Annotated in this window: 8 protein-coding genes, 1 pseudogene, 1 CRISPR repeat array and 1 other annotated feature; of the genes and pseudogenes, 2 read left to right on the top strand and 7 right to left on the bottom strand. The window is 38.1% G+C overall.

Annotated elements, in window-relative coordinates; all coding sequences use genetic code 11:
- Positions 1-149 precede the first annotated feature (149 nt).
- Positions 150-362: a helix-turn-helix domain-containing protein gene (locus G8D99_RS06310; RefSeq protein ID WP_171522756.1), complete on the bottom strand. Its 213-nt coding sequence runs from the start codon at positions 360-362 to the stop codon at positions 150-152.
- Between the two features lie 110 nt (positions 363-472).
- On the opposite strand from G8D99_RS06310, the gene G8D99_RS06305 reads away from it, so the two are divergent.
- Positions 473-1,363 carry a hypothetical protein gene (locus tag G8D99_RS06305; RefSeq protein ID WP_166323674.1) on the top strand — a complete coding sequence of 297 codons (891 nt, stop codon included), beginning with the start codon at positions 473-475 and terminating at the stop codon, positions 1,361-1,363.
- Between the two features lie 126 nt (positions 1,364-1,489).
- Here the strand turns inward: G8D99_RS06305 and G8D99_RS06300 are convergent, their stop codons facing one another.
- From G8D99_RS06300 to G8D99_RS06285, 3 genes and pseudogenes are all read right to left on the bottom strand, one after another.
- Positions 1,490-1,939 (bottom strand): IS630 family transposase, encoded by a 450-nt coding sequence (locus G8D99_RS06300; protein WP_166323672.1) that lies wholly within the window; start codon positions 1,937-1,939, stop codon positions 1,490-1,492.
- A gap of 93 nt (positions 1,940-2,032) precedes the next feature.
- Positions 2,033-2,389 (bottom strand): annotated as a pseudogene (locus G8D99_RS06295) (IS630 transposase-related protein); the annotation flags it as partial.
- A 929-nt stretch (positions 2,390-3,318) separates the two neighbouring features.
- A protein-coding gene (locus tag G8D99_RS06285; protein ID WP_166323496.1) for an IS3 family transposase occupies positions 3,319-4,538 on the bottom strand; the annotation gives its coding sequence in 2 pieces (ribosomal slippage) (positions 3,319-4,262 and positions 4,262-4,538; 1,221 coding nt in all).
- Positions 4,147-4,263 (bottom strand) — a sequence feature (AL1L pseudoknot). It overlaps the preceding gene by 117 nt.
- Positions 4,539-4,888: 350 nt before the next feature.
- On the opposite strand from G8D99_RS06285, the gene G8D99_RS06280 reads away from it, so the two are divergent.
- Complete coding sequence (locus G8D99_RS06280; RefSeq protein ID WP_166323668.1) at positions 4,889-6,154, top strand: tyrosine-type recombinase/integrase; 1,266 nt, start codon at positions 4,889-4,891, stop codon at positions 6,152-6,154.
- A gap of 465 nt (positions 6,155-6,619) precedes the next feature.
- Positions 6,620-14,037: a CRISPR direct-repeat array (repeat unit 28 nt; unit sequence TTTCTAAGCTGCCTACATGGCAGTGAAC).
- Positions 14,038-14,168: 131 nt separating this feature from the next.
- On the opposite strand, the gene cas6f is transcribed toward G8D99_RS06280, so the two are convergent.
- From cas6f to cas7fv, 3 genes are read right to left on the bottom strand one after another with little or no spacing between them, the layout of a single operon-like run.
- Entirely contained in the window at positions 14,169-14,771 is a 603-nt protein-coding gene (gene cas6f, locus G8D99_RS06275; protein ID WP_166323666.1) for a type I-F CRISPR-associated endoribonuclease Cas6/Csy4, read from the bottom strand.
- 9 nt (positions 14,772-14,780) lie between these two features.
- Positions 14,781-15,794, bottom strand: coding sequence for a type I-Fv CRISPR-associated protein Cas5fv (gene cas5fv, locus G8D99_RS06270; RefSeq protein ID WP_166323664.1), 1,014 nt, complete (start codon positions 15,792-15,794; stop codon positions 14,781-14,783).
- An 11-nt stretch (positions 15,795-15,805) separates the two neighbouring features.
- The gene (gene cas7fv, locus G8D99_RS06265; RefSeq protein ID WP_166323662.1) at positions 15,806-16,795 is read right to left on the bottom strand and encodes a type I-Fv CRISPR-associated protein Cas7fv; all 990 of its coding nucleotides are present in this window, start codon (positions 16,793-16,795) and stop codon (positions 15,806-15,808) included.

Raw genomic sequence — 16,795 nt, 5'->3', positions numbered from 1 at the left:
ACCTAAATCTCAATCAAATTTAAGCTAATGATATTTTTAAAAAATCAATTATAAATTTTTTCTGGATGAGCTAGCTTTTCTTGTTATTGCGTGTCTTTTTATATCAAATGCAATAAGCGTTAATAACAAGAAAAACTGTCTCAATTTTTCTAGACTTCTTCTTTGACACAAGCAAATTTATAGACTTCTGCTTTACTCCATCGAAGACTGCGACCATGCCTAATAGGACTTATTGGTCCGTTTTCATACAATGCCCACTTACGCAATGTTTGTTCTGCATATCCCAGTAATCTGGCTGCTTCCTTCGTAGTTAGCAAAAGTCGATCTTCTGTGATCTTCTTTTGCTTATGCTTTAGTACCATATTTCTCTCTTTAGAATGCTTTATACCTATAAAAGCATATTTAAAGGGGTAGAGAAAAGAAGTATAATTATAAAATAACTTTACCCCAACTTTAGTATGGAGTGGAAAAAATGGGACGTACAGCTCGTGGTATTTTGGAATATGCAAAAACAATTACTTGGTATGACTATTTATTCAATGAAGCTAAAAAATTAAAGGACTTAAACATAACAAATGAATACCAGTTTTATAAATTCATGTATTCAAATTCTAAACACTCACCTGAAGATAAATTATTTAAAAAATATAAATTTGGTTTATCTACACCTCAAAAATCATGGAAAGAAAGTACTGAGAAAAATATACTCGGTGCAACCTGTATTATTCAACACCCTATTTGGGATATTGAAAACACAAAATATACATCAAATAAAATTATAAATGATATGCATAACTTATCTTCAGATATTCGCGGCTATGTAATATGCGATGGATTACATAGTCCACAACCCATATGTTATTCAACACTTGAAAAAATTATTTCTTTTAGAAATCTTGATGCTATCTATTCTATATATCTTCTATATCAATGGGGATTAGTTATTAATAACTATGAATTATGTAACTATTGTGCTGAAGCTCTTGAAAAAAACTTAGAAACTTTTTTATTAAATATTAGTTATCTGTATAGATCTCACATATTTTTATTCGACATAATTTTCGATAAAATTAGAAAAATATCTTATCAAGGCCTAACTATAGCTGAAGTCACAAATATAAATTGGCGCCTGCTAAGAGCTAAAACTTGGATCAGTGATATTCGAATGAACTCATATGTATCCGAATATAAGTTGAGCAAAAATTCTGTTATATCAAAAAAATTTGAAAATAAAGAAATTTACATTTCCTATTCTGATTCTTTAATATTGCATGCGAAAATTGCTACTGATCCAAATGATCTAATCACCCTTCACTTTAATGATTTTTTTCCTTCCCACATCATATTGTATTCCCCCAACTAAAGCGGACACCCACAATTAACACCCAGGTATGGCAGCCTGCTCTTTTATCGTTAGTAAACCTTATTCCATGTGCTCACGCTGCCTGCCGCTGCACCAAATGCTGTATAGCTAAGTATAAAATATAAGCTACATCATTTTAAATGCAATATCTAAAGCGTCGGGAAGTGTTTTATTGCTATGGGCAACCATATGTCTGACTTTACTTTTTAGGACAGACCATGCTCTCTCAATAGGATTTAGATCAGGACTATATGCAGGTAGATAAACAATTCTTATCTGATATCGTGCTGCCAAGTCATCAATTACTCGACCTTTATGAATGGATGCATTATCTAGAATCAGCAAATAACTCTTAGTCTGATCATCCTTTTGCTTTAAATCCTGCAACAAATATTCCAACCAACAGACAAAAATATTCCGATCACACGAACCGTGAAAAACTAAAGGTTGAGTAAACTTGAATGGTGCATTTGATCTGACCGCACTGATCATACTGAGTCTCGTGCCATGCCCACCTGACTTAAATGCATGACAACGTTGACCTTTTGGAGACCAACCGTATTTCTGCGGTTTCATTGGTATTGATGCCTGATTCATCGATATAAAGAATGTGATCTTCACCATATTGCTGCTTCCACTGAGGCAAACACCATTCAAATACAGCACGGCTTAACTTGCAGGCTTGTTTGTAGAGAAAACTCTTTTTTTACGCGTCCAACCCATCTTATTTAGAGCTTTTAAAATGACATGATAGCCAACGCTATAACCGAATTTCTGTTCAAACAAAGGAATAAGATCTTTAGCTTGGGTAAATGGCGTTGTTTTTACAAATGCTTCAAAAGCTTGCAGGTCCAGAATCTTTGAGGGACGTCCTACATTTGGAGACTTAGGTTGTTTGAGTTGACCAGTCTGCTGTTCGATCAGGATCCAATCATCGAGCGTGGTTCTGGCAATATTAAATATTTCGCACGTCTTAGATTTATGCTTTGACTCTTTATAAAACTGCATGGCTTTTTCGCGTAAATCGACAGAATATGTTTTGGCATGATCTTAAAGATTAGAGTTTTTTCTATTGTAGCTCATCTTAAGTTTTTAGCTATATTGGCAATAATACCTTTAACATCGTCACCTGAAGGAGGTGAGATCCCACCTGAAATTGTCCCATTCAGCATTGCGTTGTTAATTATATTTCTTAATGTGGCACTGCCAGCCCCTTGTTTTGCCGTATACAAAACCCATTTACTTCCTTGGTAAATTCTATAACCAGGTCACAAAGGAGTGACGCTTGCTATTACTACGCTGTCATTAATAATAGCTCCGACATAAGTTTTACCCTTCCTTAATATCATACTCTGCCAGCGATTGTGCAGGCTTCATTTGCTTAGGATTAACTGGGAATATCCCATCTCATTATTCTCTAACTCATTTTTTCCAACCACACCAGCCAACTGAGCATTGTAGCTAGAATCTCCTGCAGCCTCACCAATCCCTGCCGTTAAATCGTGGTATCACCTTTGCTCTTTAAGCTAATCTGCTCTGCATTGAGTGTCGTGTTGTTATGTATTGTGCTTTATAAGTGGTTACTGCCTTTGCCATAACCTGCATCTACTTTAGGTGATAGGCTGAAAAGGCCGCCAACACATAAAGTGTCCTGCCTACAAGAATTACTACCACACTGCCTAAAACCTAAACCCCATTAAAAAATAGCTATGAGGTTCAGCGAACGCTTATGTAGAAACTTGTAATAAACTGATCTAAAATTCGATCATATACTCTATATCTCAAAGTATTTACTTAAATTATGATTAAGCTATGTCAGAATTAGATCGCCCCCATACCTAAGTCGTCACTTGAATTTGAGTAACTACAGGAAATTCTATCTTTGAAGTCTTTATGCAAAAAACCAATTAAGAATAATGAACCGTACCGGGTTTGTCGGAGACTTTTTATTTAAGTTAGGCCACCTGACCTAACGGGTTAATCTTATCATAGTAGATTACTTCAAAATCAAAAGGTGATACATAACCCAGTGCACTATGTACACGTTCTTTATTGAACCAATCTACCCAATTTAGTGTCGCAAGTTGTACATCCGCTAAACCTTGCCAATCTGCTTTTAAATATTCAATCACCTCTGTTTTGTATAAGCCATTCATCGTTTCAGCCAAAGCATTATCGTATGAATCACCGGTCGTACCGACTGATGCTCGTAAATTTGCTGCTTCTAAACGATTGGTATAACGAATGGAAAGATATTGCACGCCTCTGTCACTATGATGAATCACGTTCTTTGGCATGCCTCGATCATGCAATGCTTGCTCCAGTGCATCGAGCACCATGTCTGTATTCATACGTGTTGATACTTTCCATCCAACAATTGCTCGTGAGAACACATCAATAATAAAGGCGGTATAGACCCAGCCTGAATTTGTTTGAATATACGTGAAGTCAGCGACCCACAGCTGGTCAGGCTGATCAGCACTAAAATTGCGTTTCACCAAGTCATCTGCTCGTTTTTGATCATCCCGGCTACGGGTCGTTTGTTTATTCTTACCTCGCCAAACACCTTGTATACCTAGCTTTTGCATCAATCGAGCAACTGTACAGCGCGCAATAATATAGCCTTCACGTTTCAGTTTTTGCCAAACTTTACGTACACCATATCGACCTGAACTTTCCTTCCAAATTCGTTTAATTTGTTCAGCATGATGCAAGTCATGTAAATCTCGTTTCGCTCGATGTTCTGGATTGTCCGCGAGGTCTAAAGTTCGGTAATAGGTTGAAGGTGCGATAGGTAAAATTCTACAAATCGCCTCGACTCCGTACAGCTCTTTATTATTATGGATAAAATCCACCATTATTTGTGTGGGCGGTCGAGCTCCGCCTGGGCGAAAAAAGCGGCTGCTTTGCGTAGAATTTCATTGGCTCGTTGCAGTTCTTTATTTTCGCGTTCAAGTTGTTTAATGCGTTCTTGGTCTGAAAGCTGCTGTACTTTGATTGGATTCTGTTGATTCAAATACTTCTGATGCCAGGAACGTAGTGTTTCAGGAGTACAGCCAATCTTAGGTGCAATTGCTGTGATTGCAGCCCAAGTAGAAGGATAATCTTTTTCAGATTCAATCAATAATTGAACCGCTCTTTCTCTGATTTCAGGGGTATATTTTGGTTTTGTCATTGGGACATTCTCTCAAGAAAGTTGGTCTCCGACAAACCCGGTACGGTTCATAATGTTGATTTAAGCTGCTTACCATTTGCTTACTAAACTTCAAAAACAAAAAAACCACTTACGATTAATGCACGTAAGTGGTTGTTTTATATGGTGGGCCCAGACAGACTTGAACTGTCGACCAACGGATTATGAGTCCTATTTTTAAAGCATTTACGCATACTTATTAGTGTTGATTAAATTTAATTTTTCCTTCTTATTTAATAACTTAAGTTATTTTTATCTTTATTTTTATTGACTAACATTGAGTTTATTTGCTTACATAGTGCTTACACCAACACTATGTAAGCAATAAGAAAATGAAACTAAAATTTACTACCGCCAAAGTTCTAAAACTTGATAAACCTAGCAATGATAAAAATCAAATTTTCTATTGGGATTTAGAAACAGCGGGTCTTTCTGTTCGTGTCACTAAAAATGAAAATAGAGCTTACATTTTCCAAAGTCGTGTTTCTGGTAAGAGTTTACGTATAACTATCGGCGATGTGAATATTTGGTCTCTAGATGATGCTAGAAAAGAATCTAGACGACTACAACAGCTTTGTGACCAAGGAATTGATCCTCGTCGTACTCGTGCAGAAGAAGCCAAAAAGAATCATGAGTTCTCTAAAGCTCAAGAAAATGAAAAAATCACTTTTGGTCATGTATTTGCTGAATATATCGATTCAAATAAACACCTATGGTCACCACGTCACTTAAAAGATCACATCGTACTTTCCCATCGTGGTGGTGAAGTTAAAGTTAGAGGAAAAGGATTAACAATACCAGGGGTTATGGCATCGATTTTAGATATTCCTCTTATTGAGCTTACTTCAGATACTTTGATAAATTGGCAAACAAAAGAAGCTCAAACAAGACCTGGTCGTGCTGCATTAGCATTTAGAATTACACGCTCATGCATTAATTGGTGTCAGGAGCATAACGTTTATAAAAATTTAATTGATTCAAAAGTACATCAAGAAAAGCGAGTACGTCGTGCTGTTCCAGTATTAAAACCTGTTAAAAATTCAGTTCTAAGAGACCAATTAAAAGATTGGTTTTTAGCAGTTAATAACATATCAAATATCATGTATAGAACATTTTTACAAATTAGCATTTTATGTGGGCCACGCTCTGAATCAATGCGTTCGCTCACCTATTCACAATTAGACTTCAAATGGAAAACTATTTCTGTATGGGACAAGTATGAACAACGAGACCGTCTTATCCCAATGACACCTTATGTCGAACATTTATTTAAGCAACTTCCAAAACACTCTAATTCTAATTATGTATTTTGGTCTGAAGATTCTGATACTGGTTACATCACAGATATAAGAAACAGTTACTACACCGCTCTTAAAAAACAAGAACTTCCAAAGTTTACCATTCATGATCTACGCCGATCATTTTCCAACTTAGCTGAATGGCTTGAAATACCAACTGGTGTAGTTGCTCAAATTATGGGGCATAAACCAAGTGCCACTGCTGAAAAACACTATAAAGATAGACCCGTGGATTTACTGCGTGTGCATCATACTAAATTTGAAAAATGGATTTTAAAAGAAGCAGAGATCGAATTTTAAAATTTTAGCTAATCAATTAATTGCCTTTTCTTTACATAAAATAAAAAATTGCTTAATAGAGTGGGAGTCGAACTCACTTAAGTTTGACTCCACCAAAACCCATCAAACTTAAGTATATGTATTTACAGGTTTTTAAAAATTTACGTTTAATACATAATGATAGCGTTTAAATAAAATGTGGCAAAAAATGTGGCAAATTAAAATTTCTAAATTAAAAAATTTAATTCTATGATTGGGACGATTGAATTATAATTCTAAGAATTTGAATAAAAATTATTTTCTCAATACTCAAACCCAATTTGTACCCTGATTGAGTTTAGTTTGGACTGCTCTCAATGTCTTAGACATGAAACCGCCTTCATCGTAGTGAACATACCTATGACAGGTACTGATAAGCAAGTGACTATATAAAACGCCTACATGGTAGTTAACAAATGGGGGCTAATCACTGAAGATATTCAGGAGTTTATAAGCTGCCTACATGGCAGTGAACACTGAACGCTTCATGACTGACTCACAGCATAATTTCTAAGCTGCCTACATGGCAGTGAACAACTTGCTGATTCACTGCGCAGTCAATTTAAATTTCTAAGCTGCCTACATAGCAGTGAACATAGGCTCAGTTCTGAGTTCCGAAGCATCTATTTTCTAAGCTGCCTACATGGCAGTGAACTAAATGTGTATGTAAAAGTGCGTGAACCCATTTTTCTAAGCTGCCTACATGGCAGTGAACTTGACAGGTTACAACCCATCTACGCTTTCGATTTTCTAAGCTGCCTACATGGCAGTGAACTGATCAACTGAGCAATTGATTAAGTGAGCATTTTTCTAAGCTGCCTACATGGCAGTGAACCGTACAGCATTTTTTGATGATTCGCTATGTCATTTCTAAGCTGCCTACATGGCAGTGAACAAAGACTATGGTATGTACTGGGGCGCACTTAATTTCTAAGCTGCCTACATGGCAGTGAACTTAGCGACTCAGAGCGTGGCTTGAACGGCTTATTTCTAAGCTGCCTACATGGCAGTGAACGTTTCAACTTTACGCACACCCAAAACAACAATTTTCTAAGCTGCCTACATGGCAGTGAACAGCCAAAGCAACCTTTGTTTTCACGTTCTCAATTTTCTAAGCTGCCTACATGGCAGTGAACCGTACAGCATTTTTTGATGATTCGCTATGTCATTTCTAAGCTGCCTACATGGCAGTGAACTCGCTGAATCGCTCGTTTACTCATACCGAAATTTTCTAAGCTGCCTACATGGCAGTGAACATAGCAGATCACCCTTATCTGTGGCGGTAAAATTTCTAAGCTGCCTACATGGCAGTGAACTCTATCCCCCACCTCAAAAATATTGTTTTCTCTTTCTAAGCTGCCTACATGGCAGTGAACCTTGATGCTTCTGAGCAATTAGAAGTCGAGCATTTCTAAGCTGCCTACATGGCAGTGAACACTGGTGATTGTTTTGCACCACCCATTTGATTTTTCTAAGCTGCCTACATGGCAGTGAACACGTTCGCATTGTACACCGCCATCGTTCTAATTTTCTAAGCTGCCTACATGGCAGTGAACTGCTGAAGCAGTTCAGATTGAAATCTCAAAATTTTCTAAGCTGCCTACATGGCAGTGAACGCCAGAACCACCAAAAGATAAGCCCCTATAATTTTCTAAACTGCCTACATGGCAGTGAACATCAACATGCCAGCATCACGAACTTCCTGATTTTTCTAAGCTGCCTACATGGCAGTGAACTCGGCTATGTTCGCAAAGACCTTGCTGACGGTTTTCTAAGCTGCCTACATGGCAGTGAACGATGGATTCTTTGAAAATAAAGAATTAGGGATTTTCTAAGCTGCCTACATGGCAGTGAACGGTAAAAATGCGCTGTGGAACAGCACAAATACTTTTCTAAGCTGCCTACATGGCAGTGAACTGTCAGGCGCAAGTCTATCAAGCGCATTGCTTTTTCTAAGCTGCCTACATGGCAGTGAACGGTATTGCTCAAGGTGCTTCTGTTGTCTATGATTTCTAAGCTGCCTACATGGCAGTGAACCAACAGCTTTATTCCAACGATATTCTTCTAATTTTCTAAGCTGCCTACATGGCAGTGAACTATTTTCTATGGGCGTTTTAAATGCTTCCGATTTTCTAAGCTGCCTACATGGCAGTGAACTTATTTGGCTTCGCTGTTCTTTTCTTCTCAATTTTCTAAGCTGCCTACATGGCAGTGAACGATTCGCAAGTTACCAAAAAGCCGTATTGATTTTTCTAAGCTGCCTACATGGCAGTGAACAGAATGCTTGCTCGAAACTTTGCATCTTTCTATTTCTAAGCTGCCTACATGGCAGTGAACTGTCACCCTTTCCACGCCAGCCCAATGATTAATTTTCTAAGCTGCCTACATGGCAGTGAACGAATTGCACGTTTGACAACTTTGACTAAATCATTTCTAAGCTGCCTACATGGCAGTGAACGCTGACTTCACATACATCAAAGATGGGGTTTTTTTCTAAGCTGCCTACATGGCAGTGAACGAATCGCTAAAAAATTGCACATCAACATCAGTTTTCTAAGCTGCCTACATGGCAGTGAACTATCACCTGATTCTGCATAAAAAATTAATGGATTTCTAAGCTGCCTACATGGCAGTGAACTGGTCGTTTCGTTCGCATCACTTTAGAGCAATTTTCTAAGCTGCCTACATGGCAGTGAACTAGTCGCTGTTGATTGGGTGACATTTAGTTTCTTTCTAAGCTGCCTACATGGCAGTGAACTGGAATTTACTAAAGAAGAATTAGAAGAATTATTTTCTAAGCTGCCTACATGGCAGTGAACGTTATTTTACTGTTAAGCAAAATGAATCTACTTTTCTAAGCTGCCTACATGGCAGTGAACGAAACAGGGCAATTTGCCGAAGTATTAGAACATTTCTAAGCTGCCTACATGGCAGTGAACAATTGTCGCCCTCCAAACTAAAAACGTGGTGTTTTCTAAGCTGCCTACATGGCAGTGAACAATGGTGAAGCTCAATGGGCTGATTCAGGTGTTTTCTAAGCTGCCTACATGGCAGTGAACATGAAAATGAACGCTAAAAGCTCTCCACGTATTTTCTAAGCTGCCTACATGGCAGTGAACTCCTTATGCGATAGGTGTAAATAAAGGAACAATTTCTAAGCTGCCTACATGGCAGTGAACTTACATTAACCAATGATCGGACAGGTGCCACATTTCTAAGCTGCCTACATGGCAGTGAACCTGAAGATGGGAAGAAGAAACGCACATTCACTTTTCTAAGCTGCCTACATGGCAGTGAACTGGATCGTAAGAATCCAAACCATTACCCTTTTTTTCTAAGCTGCCTACATGGCAGTGAACTAGCTTCAGCTATTGTTCCTTTAGCTTTAACATTTCTAAGCTGCCTACATGGCAGTGAACTCGAGAAAAAAATATATGAAACAGCTATAAAATTTCTAAGCTGCCTACATGGCAGTGAACCCAACGATCCCATTTTTGGTGCTATGTATGCCTTTCTAAGCTGCCTACATGGCAGTGAACAACCTTTTGTTTGTAAGTGCATTGCCTTTATTTTTCTAAGCTGCCTACATGGCAGTGAACATGGAAACTGGAATTAAATGATCCTGTAGTACTTTCTAAGCTGCCTACATGGCAGTGAACTTTGTTTGTTTATTAGTGCTTGCGATTGCGCTTTTCTAAGCTGCCTACATGGCAGTGAACATTCATGAGATGGCTAAACACTTTAAGACTTTATTTCTAAGCTGCCTACATGGCAGTGAACGTACGTACTTACGTACGTATATTTTGCTTTACTTTCTAAGCTGCCTACATGGCAGTGAACTCCTTGGTCAACTTCTCAGTGATGAAGTCATTTTTCTAAGCTGCCTACATGGCAGTGAACTCATGCGCTTTATCGATGAAAATGTTATCTAATTTCTAAGCTGCCTACATGGCAGTGAACAAGTTGAACTAAATAAAAACCACTCTTAGAGTTTTCTAAGCTGCCTACATGGCAGTGAACTTAGAAGTTGCACCAAATGACGTATTTAGCTTTTTCTAAGCTGCCTACATGGCAGTGAACCTTTAGGAATTTCAGATGCTAATGGAGCTACTTTTCTAAGCTGCCTACATGGCAGTGAACACTTGGCAAGATGACACGGCTTTCACGGTCTATTTCTAAGCTGCCTACATGGCAGTGAACACACGCCGTCAAAATTAGCTCTTGTGGATATTTTTCTAAGCTGCCTACATGGCAGTGAACACTTTAACAGTGACCGATAATGCTATGGAATCTTTCTAAGCTGCCTACATGGCAGTGAACGGAACACCTTGACCATCTAAAGTGACTTTAACTTTCTAAGCTGCCTACATGGCAGTGAACTCTTGTAATAAAAAATCGTGGCTTCGCTGTAATTTCTAAGCTGCCTACATGGCAGTGAACCAGCAGATCAATACCAGTCATGAATCAAAACTTTTCTAAGCTGCCTACATGGCAGTGAACTAGTTATTAGTGTGACTATTTTTTATGATCTATTTCTAAGCTGCCTACATGGCAGTGAACAATAAGCTGTACGAACTTCAATAACGCTATCGATTTCTAAGCTGCCTACATGGCAGTGAACCACTATAAAAATCACCTGTAACGTGGTTCTTTTTTCTAAGCTGCCTACATGGCAGTGAACTTACTTCTACAGATAGATTGTCAGTTTTAAATTTTCTAAGCTGCCTACATGGCAGTGAACAGAATGCTTATAACGAGCTACAGCGTCAAATTTTTCTAAGCTGCCTACATGGCAGTGAACAACTACTATTAACGGATGAACCCGAAGAAGTATTTCTAAGCTGCCTACATGGCAGTGAACTTACTGTTGTTGATATACTTTAAATCTTGCATTTTCTAAGCTGCCTACATGGCAGTGAACCGAACCGGTGAAACGAACAAGACCAGATAGAATTTCTAAGCTGCCTACATGGCAGTGAACTTGGTAGTGAGTCATATAAATGTGGTTTCGTTTTTCTAAGCTGCCTACATGGCAGTGAACGTTTTGCGATACAAGCGATATGCAATTCAACCTTTCTAAGCTGCCTACATGGCAGTGAACTCTAATTCATTTCAAACCACATGCAGCCGAAATTTCTAAGCTGCCTACATGGCAGTGAACGGCATGTTACCCGCTTATTTGTATACCAGTTTTTTCTAAGCTGCCTACATGGCAGTGAACACATCAATCACAGTTTGCCACTCCTTCTGTCTTTTCTAAGCTGCCTACATGGCAGTGAACTATCGTGCGAAAGAATGGGCTGAATCTGGCACTTTCTAAGCTGCCTACATGGCAGTGAACTTTTGTCGCTGATGTATTCTGATGTTGAATTTTTTCTAAGCTGCCTACATGGCAGTGAACCAGTGCAAGCTTTAATCCAAATCGAAACCAATTTTCTAAGCTGCCTACATGGCAGTGAACTTGTTAAAGCCATCCAAGAATGATTTGTATTGTTTCTAAGCTGCCTACATGGCAGTGAACTGTTGAGCTAATTCCGCTTGTTTACCATTTAATTTCTAAGCTGCCTACATGGCAGTGAACATGAAAAACCACAAGGCAATAAATCAAAAGCTTTTCTAAGCTGCCTACATGGCAGTGAACCAACCCTAACACACAAGCAATTGCTAACCGTTTTTCTAAGCTGCCTACATGGCAGTGAACTTTTAGTGAGTCATGAATGTTAGCACTGTCTATTTCTAAGCTGCCTACATGGCAGTGAACTTGCCTTTTGTTTTTTCACCGTAAACCTTTATTTTCTAAGCTGCCTACATGGCAGTGAACACAAAAGACTAGTAAGTGATATAAATATCTCTATTTCTAAGCTGCCTACATGGCAGTGAACCCATTAGTTAAGCTCCACGAAATATATAGAATTTTCTAAGCTGCCTACATGGCAGTGAACTGTATTTGAAAAATTGAAAGTTAAAAACAATATTTCTAAGCTGCCTACATGGCAGTGAACTAGCAATATAGTTAACATACAAACTCCAAAAATTTCTAAGCTGCCTACATGGCAGTGAACGAAAAATATTCAATCTTTTCTTTGTTGTAACTTTTCTAAGCTGCCTACATGGCAGTGAACGTTGTTGCGCCTATCGGTCGTGGGCTTGGTAATTTCTAAGCTGCCTACATGGCAGTGAACTGAATCTGTTTGTTCTGCTTGGTGGCCGTATATTTTTCTAAGCTGCCTACATGGCAGTGAACCAGACCAAGCCCGATAAAAATATTGATTATGTTTTCTAAGCTGCCTACATGGCAGTGAACGTGCTATGCAGAAAATATTTAATGATTGTCGTTTTCTAAGCTGCCTACATGGCAGTGAACTTGTTCATTCAACTGTAGTGTTTTGACCATTTTTTCTAAGCTGCCTACATGGCAGTGAACACACTAATAGTAATATTGCTTCCCATTCCAAATTTCTAAGCTGCCTACATGGCAGTGAACGACAATTGTTGTAAAACGTGCAGCCAAAACATTTTCTAAGCTGCCTACATGGCAGTGAACTTGACCACATTGCCTTTTTCATCAACATCAACTTTTCTAAGCTGCCTACATGGCAGTGAACGCAGATGGATGATGAGGTTTATCGCAAGACTTTTTCTAAGCTGCCTACATGGCAGTGAACAACAAGGGGCGATTTCTTATATTCGTACCGATTTTCTAAGCTGCCTACATGGCAGTGAACATACAAACAAGCCTGTGATTCATTGTTGAAATTTTCTAAGCTGCCTACATGGCAGTGAACTGAGCGTTCCCACAATGTCATCAGCTATAACATTTCTAAGCTGCCTACATGGCAGTGAACTGTGAGCCGTCACTTGTTAAATGCGTATTATCTTTCTAAGCTGCCTACATGGCAGTGAACCTGTTTTAGATCAAATACTTTTTCGTATTTTTTTTCTAAGCTGCCTACATGGCAGTGAACACATAGTCGCAAAGATGTATTCACCCCTTAATTTTCTAAGCTGCCTACATGGCAGTGAACAAGAATACAAAGACCTTGATTTTATCCTATACTTTCTAAGCTGCCTACATGGCAGTGAACATCTGTTTGTTGGTCTTATCAATACCTGTAATTTTCTAAGCTGCCTACATGGCAGTGAACATGTTAAGCGTGACTGTGAAGTGATGTTTAAATTTCTAAGCTGCCTACATGGCAGTGAACCGGGCGGTGATAAACTTGCTCGGACTGCAATTTTTCTAAGCTGCCTACATGGCAGTGAACTAGCTATCGACCGCTTAGAAGTAACCAAATCATTTCTAAGCTGCCTACATGGCAGTGAACCACGCATGAAAAAGCGTTGGTTAGAACGTAGCTTTCTAAGCTGCCTACATGGCAGTGAACTGGTCAATGGTGTTGGTTGGATTATTGATCATTTTCTAAGCTGCCTACATGGCAGTGAACAAGCTATACGAAGCTTAACGAAAGACAACGATTTTCTAAGCTGCCTACATGGCAGTGAACCTGCGCAGTTTTCGCTTCGTAAAAGTTTAGATTTTCTAAGCTGCCTACATGGCAGTGAACAAGCTGCGGAAAATGCGGTTAAAAGTGGTTTATTTCTAAGCTGCCTACATGGCAGTGAACGTTGTATTTTGCAATACAAGCTTTCCATTATTTTTCTAAGCTGCCTACATGGCAGTGAACTTAAATAATTCAAAATACTTGATGCGTCCAACTTTCTAAGCTGCCTACATGGCAGTGAACCTTCAGAATACTTCGGATACAGGTAAGTCTATTTTCTAAGCTGCCTACATGGCAGTGAACATAACAAATGCAATTATCAACTTTAGTGTTTTTTTCTAAGCTGCCTACATGGCAGTGAACAGTAATTTTAAAGCAAAAAATAAAGCTATAACAGTGATTTAACCCTTAAATCTTTCACAAGACCCAAGTTTCAAACCACTATCATAACCTATTGATTTTATTAAGATGTTAAAGAGTGAAAAAATATTGGGTTAAAATTCGGGTAAAGAGGACACCGAACTTAATCCATAAGTGCTAAAAACCTGAGTTTCAGATTTTGTTGCAGATTGCTTTTCAATAAATAATTTAAAGCGCTTTTCACTTTGCTGATCTGAAGTACTTAAACTTTTCATTTCGATATAAGGCAAATTCGTTGTGGTCACTACATTGCTATATCGCGCTAATGCTTCATCAAAGCCAATATCACCACGTTTTACACGATGCCGTGCTAAACGCTGGGCGTTAGTTTTCACTTGCTTACGCTTGTAAATGGCATAGCCCTTAATATCACTAGGTACTACACGTATAGAGGTGATATGTACATAATCCTCTAGTCGCTCTAACCATTTTCGAACATCTAATTTCTTTAAATCGGCTTCGGATTCAGCAAATAAACGTAACTTTGTGCCAATAAAGCCTACCCCTTTATCTTGATGAAAACGATATTGAGGAAATGAAAATCCTATATTGACTTTATTTTCAGCATTTTTAACTTCAACCAATGCAAGATGTAATTGAGGATAAAGCTGTGACCATAATTCATAAGGGGAAAAATTTTCATTTTCCATTAATGTCACTTCAATGTAATAGTTCATATAAGCACCTTAAACTCGAATATCCGTGACATAAGCCAAGCCTTTTTTCCCTAAGTAAAAAGATGAAACACCTGCATCTTCAATTTTTTCTTCTAAATCTCTTGCTTGTTCTTTAGAAATATTCAAATTGATAATGAGCTTTCCACTCGCTTTGGTTAAAACAGATACGACTTCACCCTCTCCTTTTTTCTTTTCTTTCAATAAATATGGATTTCCCCAAATGAGCTTTTTACTTCCTGTCGTATAACGATCCATAAAATCTTTTTTGGTAAAACCACGTTTAGAAATTCCACTCAGTCCACCACTTTTTGTTAACGCATTTGAAAGATCATATCGTTGTGACAATCTTGCAATTTGGATATACAAAGCGGAGGCGTAAATACTAATCAAAGGCAACTGCTTTTTAGCGGTCAAGTAATTTGTATCTGGGAAATGATTCAATAAACAGTCTAGTACAGCTTGAATATCTTCCGTCAGATCCATTGGTTTTTCTGCACTCAAAACTTCAATACGATTACATACTGTAATTGGGTCTAAAACGTCAGAGTACGTTACAGAATATGACTCATCCAAAATAAATTTGGAAACTTCAGATAAATTAAGCCATAAAACACCCCAAAGTTCAGCTGAAAAACTTGAGCTAAAGGATGGATCATTTGCTTTAATTTCACCTGTAAATGAATTTTGATCTGTACTGCCTGAAACATTACGGATATAAACCATTTCGTTACTATTTAAAGCTTGATCGACAATATCACTGTCCTGAAGTACTTTCTCAACTTCAGTAAAATAATAATTTTCATCTTGCCGTGCTTGATAAAGTTTACGTTGATCGCCAATCAAACGATTCAGAACCCCCATGACGGTATCTTTTGAAATACTACGCTTTTTGTAATTACCTTCTTGCTTTAATGTTGTCATTGAAGCAATAAAATTACGTCCGCCTTTAGGCAAAGGTTCATTGTTAGAGCCATCTAAAAATGAATTTCGCCATGAAGACTCATATTCAATAATGATTTGCATAAATCACCTCATTATTGGGCTTCAAAATAAACCGCATAATCTTGTTGTGGCTCAGGATTGGCTTGGTCTGGATTACGTTTAATACGCATCATTTTATGACTGTCGTTATAATCCACTTCGACCGTATCAACACACATATAGCCTTTGGCCTGCTTAATGACAAGTTCTTCAAGCATTGAAAGGGTTTCTTTGACTAAAATATTAATTGCAGTATTGTCGAGCAATATACCTACTTCACCTTCATTAAAAATCGTACCCTTACGCACATAATTTTTGTGGAAAATTGCTTTGGGTTCTTTCGATGGATCAAGGCTCTTAATAAATTCCTGTACGCGTTCAGCAATTTTTTCACCTTCACCTTCTTTAATAATCATCGAAGCACGGTCAAACTTCTTATCCAATGAAATAAACTGCAATTGTTCAATGCTAATTGAACCATAAGCGATATATTCAGTATCACCAAAAGTTGTTTTAGAGAAGATTGAGTTTTCACCACGTTTATATGTTTTTGAACCATCAGCTTGCGTAATTTCTTCACTTGAACTCGCATTCGAAAGTTGCTCGAAGTTACCATTACCCAACTGATCGATGAAATCAGTGATTAAAAGAGGACTGGTACGTTTACATTGGCTCGATGGCACAACATAACCACGGATTAATCCCGTAATAGATGCAACAACATCAATCAAATTCTTATCTTTAGCATAATGTAAATCAAAAGATTGATCGCGAAATAAGTGATGGCGAATACAGTTCTGGCTGATATATAAAGGCGTTTCGTTAAAATCAATATCCGATGCTTCTTTACGGTATTTGTAGCCTGTTTCTTCTTTGACTTTACCCGATAAATTACTAAAACCACGCAGTTTAGGTAATGTGTGGTTATCCACTGTCTTACCGTCATTGCCTGTTAGTGACGTTGGACCATTCCAATTCACCACCCCATAACCATATGCTGTAATTTTAAAATCTACGCTTTTTACACCTGTTACTTTAGCCAT

Source organism: Acinetobacter lanii, from assembly GCF_011578285.1.
Taxonomy (GTDB): Bacteria; Pseudomonadota; Gammaproteobacteria; order Pseudomonadales; family Moraxellaceae; genus Acinetobacter; species Acinetobacter lanii.
Note: the sequence above shows the minus strand (reverse complement) of the source record. Positions and strands in the feature narration are given on the sequence as shown.

Excerpts from the sequence above, each read along its gene's own strand:
- G8D99_RS06310 (WP_171522756.1), bottom strand. The coding sequence starts at position 362 with ATGGTACTAAAGCATAAGCAAAAGAAGATCACAGAAGATCGACTTTTG.
- G8D99_RS06305 (WP_166323674.1), top strand. The coding sequence starts at position 473 with ATGGGACGTACAGCTCGTGGTATTTTGGAATATGCAAAAACAATTACT.
- G8D99_RS06300 (WP_166323672.1), bottom strand. The coding sequence starts at position 1,939 with ATGAAACCGCAGAAATACGGTTGGTCTCCAAAAGGTCAACGTTGTCAT.
- G8D99_RS06280 (WP_166323668.1), top strand. The coding sequence starts at position 4,889 with ATGAAACTAAAATTTACTACCGCCAAAGTTCTAAAACTTGATAAACCT.
- cas6f (WP_166323666.1), bottom strand. The coding sequence starts at position 14,771 with ATGAACTATTACATTGAAGTGACATTAATGGAAAATGAAAATTTTTCC.
- cas5fv (WP_166323664.1), bottom strand. The coding sequence starts at position 15,794 with ATGCAAATCATTATTGAATATGAGTCTTCATGGCGAAATTCATTTTTA.
- cas7fv (WP_166323662.1), bottom strand. The coding sequence starts at position 16,795 with ATGGCTAAAGTAACAGGTGTAAAAAGCGTAGATTTTAAAATTACAGCA.